Origin of the sequence: Virgibacillus halotolerans, assembly GCF_016908515.1 — a bacterium.
GTDB classification, from domain to species: Bacteria; Bacillota; Bacilli; order Bacillales; family Amphibacillaceae; genus Virgibacillus_M; species Virgibacillus_M halotolerans.
Window position 1 is genome coordinate 442,921 of record NZ_JAFBEA010000001.1, and the last position, 20,319, is coordinate 463,239.

Annotated in this window: 43 protein-coding genes; 31 read left to right on the forward strand and 12 right to left on the reverse strand. The window is 32.1% G+C overall.

Annotated features, from left to right (window positions below; all coding sequences use genetic code 11):
- Nucleotides 1-606 precede the first annotated feature (606 nt).
- The 12 genes from JOC34_RS02290 to JOC34_RS02345 all read right to left on the reverse strand — a co-directional run bounded on the left by JOC34_RS02290 (nucleotide 607) and on the right by JOC34_RS02345 (nucleotide 7,903).
- Complete coding sequence (locus JOC34_RS02290; RefSeq protein ID WP_205135084.1) at nucleotides 607-960, reverse strand: hypothetical protein; 354 nt, start codon at nucleotides 958-960, stop codon at nucleotides 607-609.
- Between the two features lie 2 nt (nucleotides 961-962).
- Nucleotides 963-1,175: a hypothetical protein gene (locus JOC34_RS02295; protein WP_205135085.1), complete on the reverse strand. Its 213-nt coding sequence runs from the start codon at nucleotides 1,173-1,175 to the stop codon at nucleotides 963-965.
- On the reverse strand, nucleotides 1,175-1,432 hold the full coding sequence (locus tag JOC34_RS02300; protein WP_205135086.1) for a hypothetical protein: 258 nt from the start codon (nucleotides 1,430-1,432) through the stop codon (nucleotides 1,175-1,177). The genes JOC34_RS02295 and JOC34_RS02300 overlap by 1 nt, the downstream gene beginning before the upstream one ends.
- Nucleotides 1,433-1,470: 38 nt before the next feature.
- Nucleotides 1,471-1,695: a hypothetical protein gene (locus JOC34_RS02305; protein ID WP_205135087.1), complete on the reverse strand. Its 225-nt coding sequence runs from the start codon at nucleotides 1,693-1,695 to the stop codon at nucleotides 1,471-1,473.
- Nucleotides 1,696-1,697: 2 nt separating this feature from the next.
- Nucleotides 1,698-2,141, reverse strand: a complete 444-nt coding sequence (locus tag JOC34_RS02310; RefSeq protein ID WP_205135088.1) for a DUF1617 family protein — start codon at nucleotides 2,139-2,141, stop codon at nucleotides 1,698-1,700.
- A gap of 27 nt (nucleotides 2,142-2,168) precedes the next feature.
- A complete protein-coding gene (locus JOC34_RS02315; RefSeq protein ID WP_205135089.1) occupies nucleotides 2,169-2,411 on the reverse strand; it encodes a hypothetical protein in 243 nt (80 codons plus the stop codon).
- An 82-nt stretch (nucleotides 2,412-2,493) separates the two neighbouring features.
- Nucleotides 2,494-3,690, reverse strand: coding sequence for a hypothetical protein (locus tag JOC34_RS02320; protein ID WP_205135090.1), 1,197 nt, complete (start codon nucleotides 3,688-3,690; stop codon nucleotides 2,494-2,496).
- Nucleotides 3,691-3,694: 4 nt separating this feature from the next.
- The gene (locus JOC34_RS02325; RefSeq protein WP_205135091.1) at nucleotides 3,695-3,901 is read right to left on the reverse strand and encodes a hypothetical protein; all 207 of its coding nucleotides are present in this window, start codon (nucleotides 3,899-3,901) and stop codon (nucleotides 3,695-3,697) included.
- 33 nt (nucleotides 3,902-3,934) lie between these two features.
- Nucleotides 3,935-4,600: a PhoH family protein gene (locus JOC34_RS02330; protein ID WP_205135092.1), complete on the reverse strand. Its 666-nt coding sequence runs from the start codon at nucleotides 4,598-4,600 to the stop codon at nucleotides 3,935-3,937.
- A 110-nt stretch (nucleotides 4,601-4,710) separates the two neighbouring features.
- A complete protein-coding gene (locus JOC34_RS02335) occupies nucleotides 4,711-4,983 on the reverse strand; it encodes an HU family DNA-binding protein (protein ID WP_205135093.1) in 273 nt (90 codons plus the stop codon).
- Nucleotides 4,984-5,199: 216 nt separating this feature from the next.
- Entirely contained in the window at nucleotides 5,200-7,716 is a 2,517-nt protein-coding gene (locus tag JOC34_RS02340; RefSeq protein ID WP_205135909.1) for a hypothetical protein, read from the reverse strand.
- Between the two features lie 49 nt (nucleotides 7,717-7,765).
- The gene (locus JOC34_RS02345) at nucleotides 7,766-7,903 is read right to left on the reverse strand and encodes a hypothetical protein (RefSeq protein ID WP_205135094.1); all 138 of its coding nucleotides are present in this window, start codon (nucleotides 7,901-7,903) and stop codon (nucleotides 7,766-7,768) included.
- 322 nt (nucleotides 7,904-8,225) lie between these two features.
- On the opposite strand from JOC34_RS02345, the gene JOC34_RS02350 reads away from it, so the two are divergent.
- From JOC34_RS02350 to JOC34_RS02500, 31 genes are all read left to right on the forward strand, one after another.
- On the forward strand, nucleotides 8,226-9,284 hold the full coding sequence (locus tag JOC34_RS02350) for a tyrosine-type recombinase/integrase (RefSeq protein ID WP_205135095.1): 1,059 nt from the start codon (nucleotides 8,226-8,228) through the stop codon (nucleotides 9,282-9,284).
- Between the two features lie 484 nt (nucleotides 9,285-9,768).
- Nucleotides 9,769-10,482: a hypothetical protein gene (locus JOC34_RS02355; RefSeq protein WP_205135096.1), complete on the forward strand. Its 714-nt coding sequence runs from the start codon at nucleotides 9,769-9,771 to the stop codon at nucleotides 10,480-10,482.
- A 1,676-nt stretch (nucleotides 10,483-12,158) separates the two neighbouring features.
- Nucleotides 12,159-12,377, forward strand: coding sequence for a hypothetical protein (locus JOC34_RS02360; RefSeq protein WP_205135097.1), 219 nt, complete (start codon nucleotides 12,159-12,161; stop codon nucleotides 12,375-12,377).
- A 34-nt stretch (nucleotides 12,378-12,411) separates the two neighbouring features.
- Nucleotides 12,412-12,741 carry a hypothetical protein gene (locus tag JOC34_RS02365; protein WP_205135098.1) on the forward strand — a complete coding sequence of 110 codons (330 nt, stop codon included), beginning with the start codon at nucleotides 12,412-12,414 and terminating at the stop codon, nucleotides 12,739-12,741.
- Between the two features lie 129 nt (nucleotides 12,742-12,870).
- Nucleotides 12,871-13,152, forward strand: a complete 282-nt coding sequence (locus JOC34_RS02370; protein WP_205135099.1) for a hypothetical protein — start codon at nucleotides 12,871-12,873, stop codon at nucleotides 13,150-13,152.
- A 29-nt stretch (nucleotides 13,153-13,181) separates the two neighbouring features.
- Nucleotides 13,182-13,385 (forward strand): hypothetical protein, encoded by a 204-nt coding sequence (locus JOC34_RS02375; RefSeq protein ID WP_205135100.1) that lies wholly within the window; start codon nucleotides 13,182-13,184, stop codon nucleotides 13,383-13,385.
- 26 nt (nucleotides 13,386-13,411) lie between these two features.
- On the forward strand, nucleotides 13,412-13,753 hold the full coding sequence (locus JOC34_RS02380; protein WP_205135101.1) for a hypothetical protein: 342 nt from the start codon (nucleotides 13,412-13,414) through the stop codon (nucleotides 13,751-13,753).
- Between the two features lie 135 nt (nucleotides 13,754-13,888).
- Nucleotides 13,889-14,152, forward strand: coding sequence for a hypothetical protein (locus tag JOC34_RS02385; protein WP_205135102.1), 264 nt, complete (start codon nucleotides 13,889-13,891; stop codon nucleotides 14,150-14,152).
- 258 nt (nucleotides 14,153-14,410) lie between these two features.
- A complete protein-coding gene (locus JOC34_RS02390) occupies nucleotides 14,411-14,701 on the forward strand; it encodes a hypothetical protein (RefSeq protein ID WP_205135103.1) in 291 nt (96 codons plus the stop codon).
- Nucleotides 14,702-14,781: 80 nt separating this feature from the next.
- Nucleotides 14,782-14,964, forward strand: coding sequence for a hypothetical protein (locus JOC34_RS02395; RefSeq protein WP_205135104.1), 183 nt, complete (start codon nucleotides 14,782-14,784; stop codon nucleotides 14,962-14,964).
- A 174-nt stretch (nucleotides 14,965-15,138) separates the two neighbouring features.
- Nucleotides 15,139-15,303, forward strand: a complete 165-nt coding sequence (locus JOC34_RS02400; RefSeq protein WP_205135105.1) for a hypothetical protein — start codon at nucleotides 15,139-15,141, stop codon at nucleotides 15,301-15,303.
- A 22-nt stretch (nucleotides 15,304-15,325) separates the two neighbouring features.
- Nucleotides 15,326-15,595, forward strand: coding sequence for a hypothetical protein (locus tag JOC34_RS02405; protein ID WP_205135106.1), 270 nt, complete (start codon nucleotides 15,326-15,328; stop codon nucleotides 15,593-15,595).
- Nucleotides 15,596-15,639: 44 nt separating this feature from the next.
- Nucleotides 15,640-15,810 carry a hypothetical protein gene (locus JOC34_RS02410; RefSeq protein WP_205135107.1) on the forward strand — a complete coding sequence of 57 codons (171 nt, stop codon included), beginning with the start codon at nucleotides 15,640-15,642 and terminating at the stop codon, nucleotides 15,808-15,810.
- A 52-nt stretch (nucleotides 15,811-15,862) separates the two neighbouring features.
- Complete coding sequence (locus JOC34_RS02415; RefSeq protein WP_205135108.1) at nucleotides 15,863-16,060, forward strand: hypothetical protein; 198 nt, start codon at nucleotides 15,863-15,865, stop codon at nucleotides 16,058-16,060.
- A gap of 36 nt (nucleotides 16,061-16,096) precedes the next feature.
- Nucleotides 16,097-16,276 (forward strand): hypothetical protein, encoded by a 180-nt coding sequence (locus tag JOC34_RS02420; protein ID WP_205135109.1) that lies wholly within the window; start codon nucleotides 16,097-16,099, stop codon nucleotides 16,274-16,276.
- 21 nt (nucleotides 16,277-16,297) lie between these two features.
- On the forward strand, nucleotides 16,298-16,510 hold the full coding sequence (locus tag JOC34_RS02425) for a hypothetical protein (RefSeq protein WP_205135110.1): 213 nt from the start codon (nucleotides 16,298-16,300) through the stop codon (nucleotides 16,508-16,510).
- 39 nt (nucleotides 16,511-16,549) lie between these two features.
- The gene (locus tag JOC34_RS02430; RefSeq protein WP_205135111.1) at nucleotides 16,550-16,804 is read left to right on the forward strand and encodes a hypothetical protein; all 255 of its coding nucleotides are present in this window, start codon (nucleotides 16,550-16,552) and stop codon (nucleotides 16,802-16,804) included.
- A gap of 28 nt (nucleotides 16,805-16,832) precedes the next feature.
- The gene (locus JOC34_RS02435; RefSeq protein ID WP_205135112.1) at nucleotides 16,833-17,132 is read left to right on the forward strand and encodes a hypothetical protein; all 300 of its coding nucleotides are present in this window, start codon (nucleotides 16,833-16,835) and stop codon (nucleotides 17,130-17,132) included.
- A 23-nt stretch (nucleotides 17,133-17,155) separates the two neighbouring features.
- On the forward strand, nucleotides 17,156-17,326 hold the full coding sequence (locus JOC34_RS02440; RefSeq protein ID WP_205135113.1) for a hypothetical protein: 171 nt from the start codon (nucleotides 17,156-17,158) through the stop codon (nucleotides 17,324-17,326).
- Between the two features lie 23 nt (nucleotides 17,327-17,349).
- The gene (locus JOC34_RS02445) at nucleotides 17,350-17,583 is read left to right on the forward strand and encodes a hypothetical protein (protein ID WP_205135114.1); all 234 of its coding nucleotides are present in this window, start codon (nucleotides 17,350-17,352) and stop codon (nucleotides 17,581-17,583) included.
- A gap of 26 nt (nucleotides 17,584-17,609) precedes the next feature.
- On the forward strand, nucleotides 17,610-18,002 hold the full coding sequence (locus JOC34_RS02450; protein ID WP_205135115.1) for a hypothetical protein: 393 nt from the start codon (nucleotides 17,610-17,612) through the stop codon (nucleotides 18,000-18,002).
- Between the two features lie 51 nt (nucleotides 18,003-18,053).
- Nucleotides 18,054-18,251, forward strand: coding sequence for a hypothetical protein (locus tag JOC34_RS02455; RefSeq protein WP_205135116.1), 198 nt, complete (start codon nucleotides 18,054-18,056; stop codon nucleotides 18,249-18,251).
- 39 nt (nucleotides 18,252-18,290) lie between these two features.
- Entirely contained in the window at nucleotides 18,291-18,473 is a 183-nt protein-coding gene (locus JOC34_RS02460) for a hypothetical protein (protein ID WP_205135117.1), read from the forward strand.
- Between the two features lie 43 nt (nucleotides 18,474-18,516).
- Nucleotides 18,517-18,681: a hypothetical protein gene (locus JOC34_RS02465; RefSeq protein ID WP_205135118.1), complete on the forward strand. Its 165-nt coding sequence runs from the start codon at nucleotides 18,517-18,519 to the stop codon at nucleotides 18,679-18,681.
- A 34-nt stretch (nucleotides 18,682-18,715) separates the two neighbouring features.
- On the forward strand, nucleotides 18,716-18,856 hold the full coding sequence (locus tag JOC34_RS02470; RefSeq protein WP_205135119.1) for a hypothetical protein: 141 nt from the start codon (nucleotides 18,716-18,718) through the stop codon (nucleotides 18,854-18,856).
- A gap of 33 nt (nucleotides 18,857-18,889) precedes the next feature.
- Nucleotides 18,890-19,117, forward strand: coding sequence for a hypothetical protein (locus JOC34_RS02475; RefSeq protein ID WP_205135120.1), 228 nt, complete (start codon nucleotides 18,890-18,892; stop codon nucleotides 19,115-19,117).
- A gap of 26 nt (nucleotides 19,118-19,143) precedes the next feature.
- Nucleotides 19,144-19,317 (forward strand): hypothetical protein, encoded by a 174-nt coding sequence (locus JOC34_RS02480; protein ID WP_205135121.1) that lies wholly within the window; start codon nucleotides 19,144-19,146, stop codon nucleotides 19,315-19,317.
- A gap of 13 nt (nucleotides 19,318-19,330) precedes the next feature.
- Entirely contained in the window at nucleotides 19,331-19,474 is a 144-nt protein-coding gene (locus JOC34_RS02485) for a hypothetical protein (RefSeq protein ID WP_205135122.1), read from the forward strand.
- Nucleotides 19,475-19,502: 28 nt separating this feature from the next.
- Nucleotides 19,503-19,700, forward strand: coding sequence for a hypothetical protein (locus JOC34_RS02490; RefSeq protein WP_205135123.1), 198 nt, complete (start codon nucleotides 19,503-19,505; stop codon nucleotides 19,698-19,700).
- Between the two features lie 28 nt (nucleotides 19,701-19,728).
- The gene (locus JOC34_RS02495; protein WP_205135124.1) at nucleotides 19,729-19,935 is read left to right on the forward strand and encodes a hypothetical protein; all 207 of its coding nucleotides are present in this window, start codon (nucleotides 19,729-19,731) and stop codon (nucleotides 19,933-19,935) included.
- Nucleotides 19,936-19,963: 28 nt separating this feature from the next.
- A complete protein-coding gene (locus JOC34_RS02500; RefSeq protein WP_205135125.1) occupies nucleotides 19,964-20,155 on the forward strand; it encodes a hypothetical protein in 192 nt (63 codons plus the stop codon).
- Nucleotides 20,156-20,319 lie beyond the last annotated feature (164 nt).

A 20,319-nucleotide genomic window follows, 5' to 3' on the forward strand; every position in this document is an offset into this window, starting at 1 on the left:
ATTCTATTCCCTTTACACTATAAAACTACCTAATAAAAAATAAATCGATGAGAATAGGAGAGGGGAAGGGATGTTAAAACCTCTCCTAAGTTAGTCGCGATAGCTAATCACAACATATCTCTAAGTAGTATAAGAAAATCAAAAAAGACTCTCTTAATCGATACCCAATAGAGTCTAGTCAGTATTGGATATCTCAAAAAGAATCTTAGTGTACAAAAAACCGGTAATCGCTTTGCGAAAACTGGATGCTCCTTTTACATCTTGGTAAATGAGCTATTTTATGGTGACAGGTCGGCACTCCTGCATCTCTTTTAGCTTGGCGTTATCTTCCGACGGAATAATTAACCGACTTTTGTTGCATTAGCCAAGCGCGTGGGGAACCTTTCCCACCTCACCATGTATTAAAAGTTGACAATGTTACACATTTTCTAGAACATTATAAAGCCTTCCTAGCAAGGCGCTCAGAGTCAACTGTCCGAGCATATTTTAAAGATCGCACTTATGGAGGCGAAATTCCAATCCGCTGGTAGCTATCCAGATTTTTTATCGTCATGAAGACGAAAGTCGTACATTGGTTTGGTTAAGATAAAAGAATCCTTTTATAACTTACTCTTCTGGATCTGGATTATCAGTCTTCAATTCATCTATCTGCGCCTGTAATCCTGAAATTAAATCATCTACCTCAGACTTAGGGTATACGTCACCTGAATTGGCTTTATCAGCTACCTTACCAGCCAGATCATCAACAGATGTTGCGGTTGCTAATCCCGATACATCTGGAATAGAGGGAGTATTAGTTAAATCATTATAGCTATGTGTGTGGCTATCATCGGCTTTTTGTCCAACTAAATCAGTTAACGCGCTTATATCAGTGTCTACCTCTGCGAGTTTTCCATCTACGTAATCACCATCTACAAATCCTTCTAAATCACTCTTTTTAGCAATTTCAATTCCTGCCATTATTACACCACCTGTTCCACATAAACTTTATTATCTTCTATGTACATTCTAGAATTCTTGTTTTCTTCATCAAAATAAACATTGTCGTTTTCATCAATATAAATAGGGTCGGTAGGGGAGAATATAATATTTCCATCTTCCAATTTTACATCTTCGCCGCCAGAACCCGTTCTACTAGAGCCAAATCCACCTAAGAAATATCCTTGTCCTAACATTATCTTCCACCTACCCAAAAATACTGAATGTTATCTTCTAAGAACTTAAATGACTTAACATATACGTCAGACTGGTCAGTGGAAAATCCTATTCCAGACTTTAAGAAAATTGGATCGCTGCCATTAATACTTACGGTAGAATCTCCTTCATTCATCAAGCTGAATTTATAAAACTTAGAAGCTGTTGGTAGTATTTCTTCATTTGCTACACTAGTTTTAATAGAATCCGTTCCATGAAAACTTGAACCATATTGCATTTACATCTCTCCTTTTTGATTATAATAGGGAGGATGTACTATTCACCATCTTCATCCTCGTTTTGATCTTCGTCTTTTAATTCAACGGGTGTGATACGCACAATGGAGTAGCGCTGCACCACGACTGCTCTCGATCCACTTCCTAATGCAATCATATTGTGCTTGCTATCATTCAAACGTTCTGCAATCTCCTCAGCATCATAGTTATCAATCGTTAAGTTTTTAATGATACCATCATTCATCTTTACCTCAACTTCAGCCAATTTTACTCACCACCATCTTGTTTGGCATCCTTACTGTCTTCTCCTTCAAATCCGCTATACAAATGTTCAAATGCAACAGCTTCTTTGCCATCCCATTCAACTTCGCAGTCCTCAACTGAATTCTTAACAGACTTTAAAGCGACCTGTGAGTCTCCGCCATCAATTACAATTTTATCCTCATAGAACTCTTGCATAATTTTCCGAAACTCTTCAATATCAACTTTAAGATCTAAAGTTCCATTTTCTTTTATTTTTGGTTCATCATCTTCATTTAAATGGCTGTGATCCTTACGAATTTCCTTTTCTTCTTTAATAATTCTATCTAATTTTTCTTTTAACTGATTAGCTAACCGTGTTCTATGTATAGATTTCATACCTTTTAGAGGCATTTTTTCTAGTACGGACACACAATTTCCAACCTGAATATTTTCTAACTTTAATTGCATTTTATTTCCTCCGTTTATTCCAAATTATTACTGATAATTATCTTCATTATTTCTGTTTAAAAGATCAGTTTTAACCTCAATATCACGTATGATCATGTCTTTTTGACCTAATTCATAAGCATCCTCAAATAATCCACGTAAAACAGCTAATTTTTCATCATTGGTTTCACACTCAAGAACTATTTCGAAGTATTCTTCTGTAATTTGACAAGCTTCGCAGTCACATTCTTCATCATTTTGATCATCTGGAAAGTTGTAGATATCTGCCATTCAAATCATCCTTTAATCATATTTTGAAAGAAAGGGGAGAGGCGTATGTAATTTTACACCTCTACATTATAATGTTACTTAATTAATTTTTAAATTTAATTATGTACTCGCATTCCATTCCATAATTCTCGTCAAATACAATAAACTTTTGAGAAGGGGAACCACCAAATCTTCCTTGTGTGGCATAATCATCCAATCCAATCAAAGATCCATTTACTAGAGTAGTAGTTTTCCCATACTCTTTCATATAATTATGGTGCACATGCCCACCCACAATAAAGTCAGGCACATAGCCCAGTAATTGAGGAAGTCTTGTCACAGCTTTATCGGCTTGATCGAAGTTTCCATGAACAAACACCATTTTGCTGTCAAAAATATTAGCTTCCACATAGCCATCTTTATCGACGATCATCTCAACATTATCTAAATGACTTAACCTAGCTTCTAGAAACCAAGGTACAAGATACTCAAAGTTTTCGCTTAGGCCAACATCCGACTTATTGGGTGATGTACGTGCATGGTTTCCGATAACATTGTAATAAACAATTTTAGGGAAAACACTTGCTAATTTGTTAATCACTTCAGCTAATCTTTCAGATGCATGCTGGATTTGTCCAACCAAGGTCTCGTTCGCTTGCACTCTAGCCGAAACATGAATCAGCCCATTTATTAAATCACCAAGTTGAGCAATGTGCAGCGTAGATATGTTATTTGTTGTGCCATGTCTGATGATTTTGTCAACTAATTCTCTTACTCGTAAGTCGAATATTTCTTTATTGTATTTATTATGATTGTTATCAACTTCACTCCCAAAATGCCAGTCGCTAAACAATGCTAACCCATGTTTCTCATCATTTACATGTATTTTATATTTTTCATGAGGATGAAGAGGCTTAACTTTCTCCAATTCAAAAATAGATTCACGAACGTCTATTTGAATATTTTCGAATCTGGCGGAGTTACGAAGCATTTTTTGATACTCACGCTTCTGATCCTGCTTACGAATCTTCTCTTTTTCTTGCTCAATCCTAGATTCTTCATATAAGGCTAATCTTTCCTGATCTAAGCTATTTTGCAATATGTAGTCTTTCCAACGTATATACAATGAGTAGTCTTTTCTCCACTTGCTTTCATCGTAATTAGTTCCCGCAGCTTCATTCAATAGGTTAGTGATAGTATATTTATCTATGTCATAGTCATCTTTGTTTTCAAACAGTCTAATATGATAGTCGTCTACACTTTCTCCGTCTCGCTTATGCAAAAATTCAGGCAAAGTCATTCAATCACTCACTTTCCTCTACGTCTTCGATAACGTCTTTTTGAGTAATTGCAATACTAACTTCAACACCGCCAGCACCGATCTTCTTCAGTGCTTCTGCAATATCGAAAGTTTCACCTTCAGTTGCTTTATTTGTAGAAATTAACTTTCCCAGTTCTGGATCATATAGTCCTTTATTTTTAAATTCTTTCGTAATGTTAGTCTTGTACATATTTATTACTCCCTTTTATTCTATTTTTCTAGACTACCAAACTAAATCATCAGCCTTTTGCGCCAATTTTCCCCTAAAGTTATGAGTCAAAGTACACACTTTGACGTAATCCTCACCTTCAAAGTGCTCTATGTATGGAGTAAATCCACTTTTAGAAGGGTTCTTCAGGTCTATTTGTCCGTCATGGCCAATCATTATAACTCGGCACGAGTCATGTATTCTGGTTAATAGCTTCTTTAAGTCACCTTTAGTAAAGTTTTGACTTTCATCAATTACAACTACCTTGTTGACAATATTTGTTCCACGTAGGAATACATGGGAATTGGCTTCCACCCATGTGTTTTCATTAATCATGTCATTATTAGTTTCTCTCTTCAGAGCAAATCTAGAATCTTCGTTAATCGCTGACAATGCATCTAACAGTGGACTAATATACTTAGACTCTTTCTTTTCTACCCCACCATCTGTGTACCCGAGAGTTCCTTCTTCAACAGGGTTAAATGTATATAATAGTCCATCTAAATCATTTCTTTTATCTGCAATTAGTAACCTTGCTGATGCGATAGCTAGTGTCGTTTTACCAGTCCCAGCTTTCGCATTGCAAATTGTAAAAAGGTTGTCAAATACACTATCCACATAAACTTCTTGTTCGTCTGTTAACTCTAAGCCAAAAAACATATTATCTTTCGGTCTGGGCATGTATAATAGTCTCCCTAAGTTTATTTAGGTATCAGTGAGTGGAGGGGAAGAGTGCCCCTTACTTCCACTGTAGACACTCTATTTTTTATGTACTGTTATTTTAAAATTAATTATTTTACTGATTCTTTCAATGCTTTACCTGCTTTGAATGCCGGAACTTTAGTTGCCGGAATATCAATCTCAGTGCCGTCCTGTGGATTACGTCCCTTACGAGCAGCCCTCTCACGTACATCAAAATTGCCGAAGTTTAAAATCTGAACCTTTTCTCCACTTGCTAATGATTCTTGAATTGTTTCAAATACAGCATCCACCAATTGAGTTGCATCTTTCTTTGAAAAATCCACCTTACCTGCTACCTCTGTAATTAAATCTGTTTTGTTCATCCTTTTCATTCTCCCTTTTGTTAAATTTTATTTATATTATAATGCTACTTAATCAAAAAAATAGGGAAGAGACTACTAATCCTTTATTTTTGTAGTTTAACTTTCGCCCTTCCTATAAAGACCATTAACGTTTTTATAAATTGAAACGGGAAAAGCGTTGGCATTACTGGTATTTCAAGGTTTGGTTGAAAAAATGTCACGCAATATGTACTTAATTTATCCATTTCTTTGTCGTCTTTTCCTCAATTTAGCATCTTCTTTAACCTTTTCACTCTGGCAATCTGAGCATCTAACCTGTCTAGAGTTAACGACCCTGAATGACGAATTGCAATCTGTGCAATTTCTTTTGTTTTTAACGTTGGCACCCAATGATTCTGTTAGTACATCACCGAATGACTCCCATAAAGTCGTCTTTGCGCTACTTTCTTTTTCTCCATATAAATACTCCACCAATGTGTCGGTAATATATATTGGATTATTATTTATCTTGAGAAGCTTATCTCGTATAAACTTATAAACATATAGCCTATCATTGCTCTTGCGAACGTCGTCGTCGCTTATAAGCCACTTCTTTCTTCTATCTAAATATGTATATCTTTCTATTATTTCACTATCTATTTTTGTTCTTGGATTCCTCATTAGCATCTTATAATCGAATTTACCTGCAACTTTCGTAAAGTAAATACGTTTATTTGGTATTATGTAGTTGAGTCTATTTACCGCACTGTCATTAATCTCCTCCACGTTCTTATTGTCTTTATCCTTCGCAAAGATAAAGAAGTGGGGGACTTTGCTTTTTATGTATGAATTTATCCTGTCATTTACATGCTGCGGTCTAGTTGGCATATATAGCGTTTTTGCATAATCTATAATAAAGTTATTTTCCATGCAAAGCCATCTGACAACATCTAAATCAACATCCTTACTGTTCCATATCTTAGTTATGTTATTACTTACTTCTCCAATGTTCGCATGGAAAGCTTTTATTAAGCTGTCATATATTTTAGACTCAGTTATTTCCTCTTTAGGCGCGACAGCCATCTCGTAATACAGTGGGACTATGCCTTTCATATTTCTTTTTGCAACCCTAACAAACGTGGGATCATCAACAACCAGAGCTTTGTCCCCATCAACATCAAATTGGAGCATTTTACTTATAGTGTCATGGATGCTGGTATAGATGCCATCCGTAATAAACCACTTATCCAAAGTCTTACTTTTAACATTGTTTTTAATGCTATGTTCTCGATACAAGTGAGGGGATCTAAGTACATCAACTTCTCCTTCGTTGTATAGCTTGCAATAAACATTGCCGTCGTGCAATAAACCTTTGGGGTTATTGTCTCCCAAAAACAAGTACTCGCAGAACGCATACATGTCTGGGCATATAAAGGTGTATTTGCCATCAATATTGATTCTGCCAGACTTCCCATTCCTTACAAGACTTCTCTTAACATCTTTAATTGATTGCTTCGCATGAATATCATTCAATAATTCTGGATACATCTCCAGCGCTTTTTGAAAATAATTTTTTCTTGGATTACCTTCATTTGCACCTAGTACTCTCAGCATGGTTTCTTTATCTGAACCGATCTCAATAATGTCCTCAATAGTGCTTTGTGATATCTCATCCAATTCTTCGTCCGTTATATCAGAGAGTGTCTGTATCATCTGGTAGTTTAACTTGGCTTCATTGAAGACGTCTTCTTCTTCATTTAATTTAGCTGCCTGACAGTTATACTTTATAAATTTATCTTTGTAATCATCCCAGCTACTGTAGTACTTCCACATTTTAAATTGGCTTTTTGTGAATATGATCTGTATATCATCTTTCACTATATCCCATTCTTTTCCGTATATATCAGTAACTTTTGTCGCATCGTTATCTTCAGAGAATTTATCGAAAGGGAAGGGGACGAGTAATCCTTTAATAAACGGTAGTCTAACCATAAATGACTTATCATTCGATTGGGGCAGTATCATTCCCGCTCCATCTGTATGCTCGATTGGTACGTCCATTTTCTTTCTAGCTATTTCATAGCTATCCCTATCTATGTAGTCAACCAAACCCTCTACATTTGTCTCTAAATCATCTACAACGATTGTTTTGTCAATGTCAAACCCCTTTATTTCAACTGAAGCACTGTTAGTTAAAGCTATGTATGCAAGATACTTGTTGATATTACTTCCGCCTTGCTTATTGATATCTTTCACACTCAGCCCGCATGAGATGGTGTTTTTATGCTTATTCCATGAACTTTCTTTTATCCAAACGCCTTTCTTTGTTCGTATTTGACCAGCACTTGATGAAAAGTATATGTATTTTTCTCCATTGTACATAAATCCGTTATGTATTAAGTCACGAAGAACTTCAAAATAATAGGCTCTAATCACCAGTATTTCTTCGGTTAGGCTATTCGTAAGAACACCGAGCACTCTAGTTAAGGTTGTTTCAAATACTGATATGACGTTTGCCTCTTTAAGTTGATCCCCGTCCAAGTTCCTCATATCTCCATTATTATTTTTAATAAGTTCGACATTTAACTTCTTTTTCAACTTTCCAATCCTAGACTTGATAAAATGTTTTCTGTTTGGATTATCGTCCTTTAAAGATTTCAAATAATTAAAGTAACCGTAAGACCTCATCAGTTTTCTATGAATAGATTGCTCTACCTCATTATAGAATGCAGAGGTATCTAGAGAGTACATGTGTATTTGTTTTTGTAAGTCCATCGCCAATCAATCATTCCTCCCATTACTATACTATAATAATACCCTATAATTAAAAAATAAAACGATCATATGTAGTTTCCGTCCCAGGTTCTTCTAGGAGATCGTCAACTCCTTCGCGAAATTTTGACTCTAAAATTAAATCAATATTGTTTAGTCCTGTTTCCTCATCGATAAATATATTCAACATTTCTCACCTCCTTATTTTCGGCATACATATATTATAATGCTACCCAATAAAAATGTCAAGCCCTCTATAAATCACAACCTATTGAAAAATGGGGGATAGTTTATCTTCTTATATACAGATCGATTTAAGGCACCTGTAGAGGTAGTTATGCTATATAGATGTGTTCATTCCAATCCTATATTAGAACGTTAGCCAGCATATCTAAATCGTCTCTAAAGTATATGTTCAATTGAATGATTAATATATTATAATATTACTTGACTTAATTTAAAATGTCTGTATAATAAATATTATAAACGACAATTGAAAGGAATTAATAAATATGAATAACGTATATGAATTAAATAGAAATGAAGTATATGATGATATTGAAACATTCCTAGAGGATTTGAAGCATGGTAGTGATAAGACGCATCAGAGGTATAAAGCGAGCATTGAGTTGTTCTTTAACTGGACAGAGGATAACAGATACACCAGTGGAGATGTTTATTTTTTAACACCTATAGATATTACTAATATTGAATATACAACAATGCAGAAGTTCAGGACATTCCTAAAGGATGAGAGAAGGTACGCCAATTCATCTACGAACAATACAATGACTGCTATTTATTCTTTATTCACTCATCTGAAGAAGGTTAAGAAAAACAAATACAAGATCCAACCAGATGAATTGAGGTTGAAAAGTTTAAGTTTGACTGATGAGAATCATCACGGAGATATTGACTGGGAAGAGTCTGATAAGATGATTGAATATGTTAGTGGACTACCTAATAAAAAATTACCTAAAGTAAAGGCTGCGTTGATTCATACAGCAAGAATGACAGGTATTAGATTAAACGGTCTGCTGGGTCTTGACTATACAGATCTACGCAGAGAAGGTGGAATGTGGGTATTGCACCATGCAATCAAAGGTAAGAAACATGCACAAGCTATCCGAGACGATCTGGCTGAGATGTTATTAGATTTAAGAAAAGATGAAAATGATAAGAATGAGAAAGTGTTTAAGTTATCCAGTAAGACAGTGGAGAGAATGATGAAGGAGATCAATGAGGCTATTGGTATTGATGAGAGTAGACAGGTTGTATTTCATAGCATTAGAAGATTATATGGCGGGGAAACATATGCTGCTTCTGGCAATGATATTATGAAGGTTAAGGATTATCTTGGCCATAGTTCGATTGATACATCTAGAGGATACGTTGAAAGAAGTCAAAACCTAAAGGATTCCCCCGCTCTATACATTGGGTTAGATATGGATGAGTCAATGGTAGATCACTTGTCTGCAGATGATTGGAAGAAGTTATTTAAAGAAATGAGTAGAGGGTCACAATATGAAATAATTAACAAGATGAAAGAAATGGGAATGAGTCATTCTTAATTGAATGGCTTTTCTGTTTGTGTATTTGACAAATTTATTAGGTGATATTATAATACATTCAAGGGAGTAAAAATCCATGAAAATTTTACACTTGGGTTTTGCAAAAAAAGATGTTTTTTAAACAATTCCATGATAAAAGTACAACACATAGAGCGTAATATGAGAAATCATATACAGGACGTGGTTTACGGTGATTTTGCATATAATTAAAAACACAAATCTGTGAAAATTTTTCTTTTTGACCCTCTAATTTTTCAAAAATCCATGCTCAAAGTACAACATATTACTTCTATATTATTAGATCTATTAATACTATATTATTCTCCGACAGCTTTATAATTGTTCTTTTTCATTTCATTCAAAGAAAATTATACGTGTCGATGTTGAATAAAACTGCTTGTTGGCATGTGTTGTGGTGTGTTTTACATGAATTATCTTATGTATTGGTTGTTTTGTAATTATAAAATTAAAAAGGGGTGTCTAAATGTTTGCCTTTTCTAAGAAGCATACTTTGATTAATGGTAATTGGTTTACACAAGGTGAATATTTCTACTTTAAAGATGGTGGGGGTGAAAAATTATTAGCTTTATATCTAAATTTGCAAAAGTTTATACGATATGATCAATTTAATTTTAAGTCTGATTTAAATTACGTCACATCTATCAAGCAAATTTATGACTCTATGAACGAATATGGAAGGTTGGTCAGCATTGATGATGTATACGTGCTATTAAGTAGATTAGAAGAATTGTCTGTTGTTAAGGTAACGTCACATAAGAATTTCAAGTCTAAAAATAAGAATAGCCTATATACAAAGGAGTTGCTTATTATAAATGATTTGGATTATATGAAGTGTAGCTTCTATATGTCTGTACCACTAGATATAATCAGGTATATGCTGGAGAATGGGCTAACTTACAGACATGTTTCCTTATTTTTATTGATGAACAAGTGGACTAATAATCCAGAAGACAAGTGTTTTATTAGTGTAAATAAATTAGCAGAATGGATAGGTTATAGTAACAAGAGTGTACTTAAGTATTATGCCGATATGAATAAATTAGGAGTGATGGCAAGTTACCTGAAGAAAGACAATAAGGGTCATACCAAATATGAACACTTCTTACTTAGAGATATGGACGATATTGACTCGTTTAAGAAGTCTAACTATACAGCTATGAATAAATTTAGAGAATAGCTCAAGTGCATCATCTACATAGTTAGGTGTTAGATAAAATATGATATATAAAATTTGTAACTCAGATTAATTTCTGGGTTATTTTTTATGGATCGATAGACAGTGTATCGAATGAATGTAGGTGCAGCATGGATTATACTATTAATATGCATCATGTATAGGCTTAAATTGACGTATCGACTACTTTGTCTCGAACAAACATAGGCTTGGCAAGGGTTATACGGTGATTATACATAGCTTTTTGTTAAAATGAGTAAATATTGGTGTAGTATGATATGAGGAAAACTATTGATACTATTGACTTCATTCGAGACGCTCCCGAGACCGTTTACGAGACAAAATTTGCATAATTTACGTATATATTTATATTTTAATTTATATTATTTTACATTTAATTTGGCTAATTTATATTGAGCGTGGAAATGGAACAGTTGGCCTTATATATGCGGAATATTCTATATTCATGGACTTTTCAGACCCCCCTCTAATGGGTGAAACCCTTTGATACCATTGATATTTACTGTCCTACTAATATACGTTATACCGACAGTTTCGCTGATAATCATTGGTGTGACAATGTTTATGATTAATTGGAAAGTATATACTTTAATGTAATAAATTAACTGACAATAGACTATACCGCTTGTGTGTACCACCTTAAATGTAAAGCAAACTTTACTTTTCGCCTTAGTAACACAAAAATATAATTGCAAGTATTATAATATAAAAGGTACTAAATATTAATCACTACCTTGTATTAAACAGTAGTATAGATCCAATATAAAATATAATAAATATCCATAAAATTGTATAATCATACTAACTCTGTCTCACTCTCTCGCCACTCTGTCCAATAAATATATATAATACAGTCAATATAAATCAATAAGTAAATGTAATCATATAATCTCAATCAAACTAAACCTATATTTCAATTGTATTATATATAAAATTAAATAATAAAATAAATATAAAAATAATATTATAATATATAAATGTAACCGAACATAGGCAAGCACATCATGAGCAACACATACCCATATCATCATGCAGTCACATCACACACATGCACCATGTATCAATAGGCATAGGCAATCAATAGTATCAATCATACTCATGCACGTTAAGCCTATGCATGCCACACACTCTACTCTATTACGATCTATCCTATATACTCTAGTCTATCCATTCAATCACACATACAATCGTACAATAGGCAGCCAATCAATATATAATATAATTGTATATAATGCACAATCAAATGTATCAAAGTATACACAATCAACAAACTTTAATTATATACTCAATTAAGTCAATATATACTTGTATAAGTATATGATTCGTGTTATAATATACTTATACAGAGTTAAGGAAAGGGATTGATTTCCACTGTCCAAACTCTAATCGAGTATCAGCTTACTAATGAACATTGACAATCTTATACAACTATCCTATCAATAGGAATGCTACTCATGGACAAGAAAAAGATGCACGGATCATTGCACGTTATAGCATATGGAAGTATGATAAGCATACGATACATGGATAAGATGCCATGAACCAAGTAACATACCATAGCATGAAACAGTAGCAATCACATTGTATTATCATATGAATGCATTATAATCTATATAGTATATTGATATGGAAATACAATAAGAAGGGAAGTAATAGCAATGAGATACAATCAAAAATTAGCTACAATATGTGATTACTTGCAAGCAATTGATAAGAACGGTTTCTATCATGAATTATTAGACGAGTATTCCAATGGTGAAATAAGTTTAACCGATGCATTAGAGGAATGTAAACAGTCATTAGAATCATTAAAGCATGAAACAGATGTTACAGACGCAAGAACAATACAATCATTTATAAACTATATTAACTACTAAGCAATTACATAATTATAAAAGGAGACAATACAATATGAATATAGAACAATTTAAACTAGATTTAATAGATGAGGGCTACCAACTAACAAATAATATACATGAAGGCATATGGATACTGACGGACGGTAGTATGATTGACGGTGTATACGACATGGGAAAGCGTTCCGAGGAACACAGAATGATGGAATCATTCACCGATATAGACAGGTATGACGATTCATTCTGGGACGTTGTAGTAAAGGAATATAGTCTTGTCATGATCATTCCAGAGACTCAATGCATTCTAGTTAAGCCGTGGCAGACAGTCACACAGGAACAACAATCAATAATGGATCAATTAGGTTATGAAGTAGAACAATACTAATATTTTTTAATTAAAATTAAGTAACAATATAACGAATAAAGCACTTGCATTTACCATTAAGTAATGTTATAATATAATTATAGCAAGGTTAGGAAATACAAAATAAATCAACTCAAAGGAGAAAATATAATGAAAACTTTACTCGGTGTATCACTATTAATTAAAGTATTGATTGTCCCAACGTTTGCAGGCGACATTGCAGCTAATGAAGTGTTGAATTGTGAGGTTGTTCCACTATCAGAATACGGATTCGAGCAACAATCAGAATATCATGAGTATGTTTGCAAGAATCCAAGAAATGACGCTGATTTTACAATTATCTATGATGTATCTGACGAATACAAGTTAGGCGATAATCTTACAGTAGGACTTAATAAGCATAATGAAGTAATTTCAATGGACAAACAATAGTAACTAAAATTAAAAGGAGAATGATAAAAATGAGTTACCCAAAAGCATATCAACCAGAACGAGGGTATAAGTATCAAATATTAGTCAAAACGCCTTACGATAGAGCATACGAGCATTGCGACTATGCAGCGGACAGGAAGGAATTTAAGCATTTAACAAATGAATACAAATTAGCATATGGTGCAGGATATGAATTTAAGCCTATATTACTTCCACAAAAATATTGGAAATAAACTATATTAAAAAGGAGATAAATAAAATGATAATACAAGCTAACGAACAAATGGCAAAGGAAATTAAAGTTGATACTCTAAAATTAAGATCGCATATGTTAGACATGGCATATGATGGAAAAGAGGGCTTGCCACAATGGAACGGCATAAAATCTGGCAGCTACCTTAACAGAAAAACATCAAAGGAGTACGTTATCAATAAATTAAATAATCTAATTGACCATAAAGCAATTAATATTACATTACAAGAACAATGCCGAAAAGCCGTAATAATAATAGATGAAAACATGAACGAATGGGAAATAATAGATAGGCTTATGAAGCATGGAATACATGGTTATTATTCCGGAAAAGTAATAATAGATTAATCAATTTTATTTACCTAAAATTAAGTAGCATTATACTATAAATAATGCTTGCAATTACATTAAGGTGATGTTATAATATAATTAACAGTTAAGAAGTAATAAAAAATAAATCAATTCAAAGGAGCAATAAACACTATGACAACAATAATACATCTATCTAAAAACATTCAAGAGTTACCCAAGCAAATAATAAATTGGGAAATAACACCCGAAGAGGTTAAGGAATTTATAATATCAAACGGCACAGATTATAGGGTTTTCTCAAGTCAGGAATTAATAATATATAACGGAATGAAAATGATAGCAAGTTGCACAATAGGTGGTATTGCAGACATGGAAGACGATACAAGGTTTGATATAGAGAATTGTTGGACAGAGCAAGGCAACATATGGATATAGCTTTAAACGCTCGCATAACAGATTAAAAGGAGGAAATAGCATGAGGGGAATAATAGACAAGATACAATCATATGAATTAGTTGATTACGGAATAATAATAATGTTTATCATATCATTAATAATATTAAATATAACTTGTTACAATCTATAATTAAGTATCTTTATAGTAAAATAAATTATAAAACACTTGACTATTAACTCATATGAGTATATAATAAAGATAGTTAAAAAATACAAATTAATTGGAGGTTTTACATTATGAGAAAAATAGAGAATCTGACAGTAGCATTTAAAAAAGAATTGTCTAACATTGAACTAAAGGGAATTGAAATAATAATAAATGAGAATAAAGAAATCCCATCAACTGATAAATTGGGAATGGCGTACACATCATCAAGCAGCTATGGAATGTATAACGCATGTAACGAACAACAATACTATGATGGAATAATAATAAGCCATTTTGCAATAACGGAAAATAATATGCTAATTATGGCATGTCATGACAATAATGAAAACTACACTTATTACGAAGTGGAAGACATATAAAAATACAAAATACATAGGGATTATTTACTCAATCCCTAACATACATAAAATAAAATTTAATTATAAGAGGTGAAAACACTATGAATAAAGAAATTAACTTCATTGATCCATATGAAAATAAAATCAGTCTAATTGTAAATAATGGAAGTGTAACATTTAAGGCGTTTGGTCGTGAAACTTTACACCCTGCATTTATGATTAATGATATTATTGAAGTATTGGAAAATGATTACAATTGTAAAATGTTAGCGAATATCGCATAAATAAAATTTTTTAACTACTATTAAGTATCATTATAGTATAATTGGAGGTTATTAAATGGTTATTGCAGAGGTGCGCCACGTATGGAAAAAAGACATTAACGGCAAGGCTTCATTGTATAAAGAGGTGTTAGTCAATGGGAAATGGTATGAGTTAAATTGCGAGGGTAGAATAATATGATTAAACGGTTTTTAATTGGTCTGTCACTATCTGTAATTATGATAGCAGGAATCGCAACGGATAGCACAGTACGAACAAGTAATATAAGCGACACTATGAAGCAATTACAAAGCAAGTCATGCAGTAATTATATTGTCAATAATGAACAGATTAAATGTTAATTAAATACAGGAGGTTTTGAAAATGAAATTTTATACAGTTATAGCTCATTTTGATTTATCAATGCATACTGAATGGGAAGTTAAAAGCTTTACTAGGTTAGAGAATGCGAGCAAGTTTGGCAAGGAAATGAAACAGAAATTTTTAACAATGATCAATGGGAGCAAATTAGATCAAATGGAAAGCCATGAGGACGATAGAGGGGAGCCACAATTCTATAACTTTTATGGTGTATGCGAATTAGGCGAAAACTTTGCAACGATTGAAATTAGCGAACAGGAATTTGCTGATTAATTTAAAACTATAATTTTATTAGAAAAAAAAGGGGTCGGAGTGTTATGGAAATAGAAAATGTGCTGAAAGTTGTTGACGATACTATTGAGCAAATGAATAAAAATGCAATGGATTGCTTACAAGAAAGAGATAGAAAGAATGCTAAAAAATATATGCAATATGCAGATGGGATAAGAATGGTTAAAGATAATATCGAATTTAATTTTAGCAATTAATTAAATAAAAGTCACAATTTATTAAAAAATTAAATTAAAAGGAGAATGTAAAATGGAAAAAGTAAAAGTATCTATTTTAGGAGAAATTGAAAATGATGAAAAATTATATAGTGTGGCAATATTCCCTGTAGGAACAGAGATAGCTTCATACACTGAATTTGGTTTCCCTAGTCGTGAAGACGCTGAATTTCATGTTAGCGAAATGATGGATATTGAAATTATTGAAACGGAAATTACAGAAGAATTTTAAGATAAAAACAACAATTTAAAAGGAGAATGATTATAAATGGAATACAATAGACAATCAACAATTGACTGGTTAGAAAATAATCAAATTAATGGAGCATTTGAAGGATTTCCAGAAAACAACTTAAATTTTAATGAGTTAAGCAATGAAGTATTAGAGTTTTACTTTTATGAATCAGTGTTACCAGAACGGTTAGAACAAGAAGAACAAGAAGGATAAAGCAAAGGAGAATGATCCACAATGAAAAAGGATAACAAAAAAACAATGTCAGAACTATTATCAGAGTATAAGCATGGAAGTGATCAATATGAAACACGTTGCAACAAATGCTTATCGTACTTTGAAAGTGATGACGAATTAGAACTATTTTATGAAGACGCAAACGACTTAGAAACAGGATTTAAAGGTTGTCCAGAATGCGAGACAGATAACTATTTAATGGACTTGAATTAAAAAAACTACATTTCAACTTAAAAATTAGGAGGAATAAAAATGAATACAATTCTTATAGATTTTAGCAACTTAGAAAACGAGGTAAAGCAAAAGGAAGTTGAATTATTACATGGTGAAAATTTATCTATGTTCATTAAGGATAAGTCTAATAACATATATGAAGCAGAAAAATATTTTGTAGGAAGTTATTTAGATGGGTTGCAATCAAACAAAGCAAAGGTAAGCTTTCATAAAATTTTGAGTAAGAATATAGAAGCAGTGGAAAACCTTAGAATGAAAAAACTAATCGGATAAAATCAATATTATATTAGGAGGAATTGGAATGATTATGGCACAATCGCAATTAACAAATTTGGTAGACAGCTTAAAGTATGGACATGGAAATATAATTAGTAAAAATGAAAACTATGCAATAACAAAACCTTTAAATACATGGGATACCAACTACAGACTTTACGACAAAAAGGAAGGATTAACCTATCTTATTGATTGTGAGGACGTACAGGAAAACGAGGAACACTTAAATGAATATGGAGGTATCTTATTTCAAAGTCTTATAAACCTAGAAATTGAAGAAATTAAAAGCATATCATGGAAAACTGAAAAAGATAATTTTTATTAAACGACAAATAGGAGGAATGTAAAATGATAGCAATTAAATGTACATATTCAAATGGTGATACATCTACAACAGACATAAACGGCACACTAGAAAGCGCAAAGGACTACTTTTTAAATCAGTGGTTTAACTTTGGGGACACGGAAGAAAAGCCACACGATGATATGCAGCAATGTATAAAAGTTGAATTAATATAAAATTATTATTGGGAGGTTACGACATGAATATTAATTATAATGGTCTATCAGATAATGAGCAGGAAGTAATTGCAGCCACAATCAAGAATGGTTTTATGCATGGAATGATTGAAAATTTACATTGGAAAATAGGCTTTGAAACGCATGACTGGGATAGTCAAGACGATAATTTACAGCACATTGCACACTTAATTAAAGAACATGATTGCACAAGCGGTGTTTATCCATCATGGAAATTAAAGTTTGAAAGAGTATAAACAATATAATAATGGAGGTTGTCAAAATGAAAGCAAATGCTTATGTAAAAATTGAGGAATCACCATCAAGTGGATATATTTCCATCAATGAGATTATATTAGAAAATTATATTGATGAATCTTATAGGGAAAATATAGAAAGCGCAAAAGAATTTGATTTTAGAAATAAAGTAGAAACTTTGGAAGGTCATAAACTAAAGTATTTCTTCATGACAGTTGAATTTGACGGACGTAAAAAAAGTATTGCAGAAAATGACATTAAGCAATCATTAGAAAAGCAAGGGTTAGTCACAAAGGTTGGCAGTAGCATGTTTGGCGGTTATTATCTACCAACAGAATATTTGCAAACAACTTTAAAAGAACAACTTAACAAAAGAAAAGAATTAATTAGCCAGGGGAAATATGAATTAATTGCATAAATTCATTGTTTTATTCAGAGGACAACAATAAATTATATGGAGGTTGTTAAAATGAATTGGGTAAAAAATAGCAATTTTAAAGATTCTATAATAGAAAGAAGAAGCAAACAAAAATATTACGATATTAAAGTGATATACATGGACAGTACAACATATACAGGTATTTGGGCAAACAATCCAGAAGAAGCAAAAAGCAAGGCTTATTATAAGTTTTTAGATGAAGATATAAGGAAAATAGAAATTCAATAAAACCGTTCTTATATTGAAAAATAATTGGAGGTAATGAAAATGAGTTATGAGTATATTGTGTCTTTTAACACTGATTTCGGAGAAGTTAGGGCAGTTATCGAGAATGATGAACCTATAGAAGATGATAACACGTTGTACATGATTGCTTTAAATAAGATAAAAGAAAGTAGCGTTATGCAGATTACAGGCGAGTTAGACGAGTCGGACATTATGGAAATATAACAAGTTAAAACCATTACTTTATTAAAAAATTGGAGGAATTAAAATGATTGAATTAAATGAAAGAGTTGAGATTACACAGGGATATAGAACTGGTGATTTAGCAATGGTTATCTATGTTGACAATGACAATAATTTATGCAAAGTGGAATTTGATGATTATGAGTTTTATGGTTACGATATAAGCGATATTAGAAGTGTTTACGCTTAATTCAATAAAACAAATATTTTAAGGGGTGGTTTGAATGAATGAAAAAGCAATGAGTTGGATTATTGAATTATTAGAGAGCGGTGAAGTTGAAAAAGCAAAAACTGTATTAAAAGATACTAAACACAGTATAGAAACAAAAAGAAGCAATGCAAAAAGTGGAAGAATATACATTTAAGTTGAAATTAATCAATTATGGGGGTATGGCACTATGAATTTATTAACCAATGATCACATTAACTTATTAAAAAGTAATTTTGTATTAAGGAGTAAGTTTAATGTAAACGAATTTAGCTTTGACTGCCTAGAGGGTGAATGGCTAGTTACTAAAAATAACAACCATATTGACGTATTTACTTTTAGACTTATGGAAAATGAAGAGTTTGAACAGACAATAAATGATATATTCTATAATACTGAAAAGGTAACATTTCAATAAAATCAATCATTTAGGGGTGGTATAAGATGGATCAACTAATAAAGGGTAGCAATAGTTATAATTTTCTTAAATACATGCTTGATATAGCAAATGATTTAAAAAAGGAAGGGTATATAATAACAAGTGATATGACTATTAACGATGTAAGGGAGATTTATTTCAGTCAAGAGAGGGCAGAACAATTTAAAAATAATCTTTAAGGGGTGATACAATATGTTTAAATTTATGAACACCAAAGAAAGATGCTTAGATTGTGGGGAAAAATTAAAAAATGAAACTCATATAATAAAAAATAAAGATGGACAGCATTTTTGTTCTAATTGGTGTAAAGACAATTGGAAAATGGATATTGAATAAAATTAATCATTTAAAGAGGTGCAATGATATGGAATGCAAAGTTTGCGGACACAAGCATAATATAATAAGCTATGATCATTATGAGGTATCCCATGCAAATACAGAAGAATTTATTCACATTCAAGGACATTTTACAATTGATTGGGGCAATGGATATAACAATTCACAAAGAGAAGTTTCTTTATATGCTTGTCCAGAATGTAATACTGTACAGATGGAAGTTTAAAACAATATTATAATGATGTGTAAACGATATGAAACAATTTACAAACATTCCTTGTGACTTATATATCCATAAGGACGAATTGCCAAAGATGGAACAAGGAGAACAAGGAACAGGCTACAAAGAAGTGACCAACAATGAACAGTATATACTTTATAGTAAACATGCTTTCCTGCAAATAACAGAAAATGAAATAATAGATAAAAACAGTTATAAAGTATTATTCATAATGGAATAAAATCAGTCTTTAAATGGAGGTAATTACAATGGATAAATTGAATAGCTTTATTGAAAACAGATTAAAAGATGCGGAATCATACACAGAAAAAGCGGACTGTTTAGAGATAATAGAAATTACGTTGCAAAGTGTAAATAAGTTGAATGACAGTATTAAGCAACAGCTAGGCAAGCACTGGGAGCATATCAATAATGCAGAACATTTTAGATTACATGAATAGTGGCCGTGATTAATTATAATCAAAAAAATTTAACCATAATTAGGTGACTATATAATACATTAGTATAAAATAGTAGGTTTTTTATTTCCTACTTTAAGGGTTGAAGCACCATTCAATTTTTAAACTAGAAAATAAAATAAATCAATGTATAAAAAGGGGTTGGA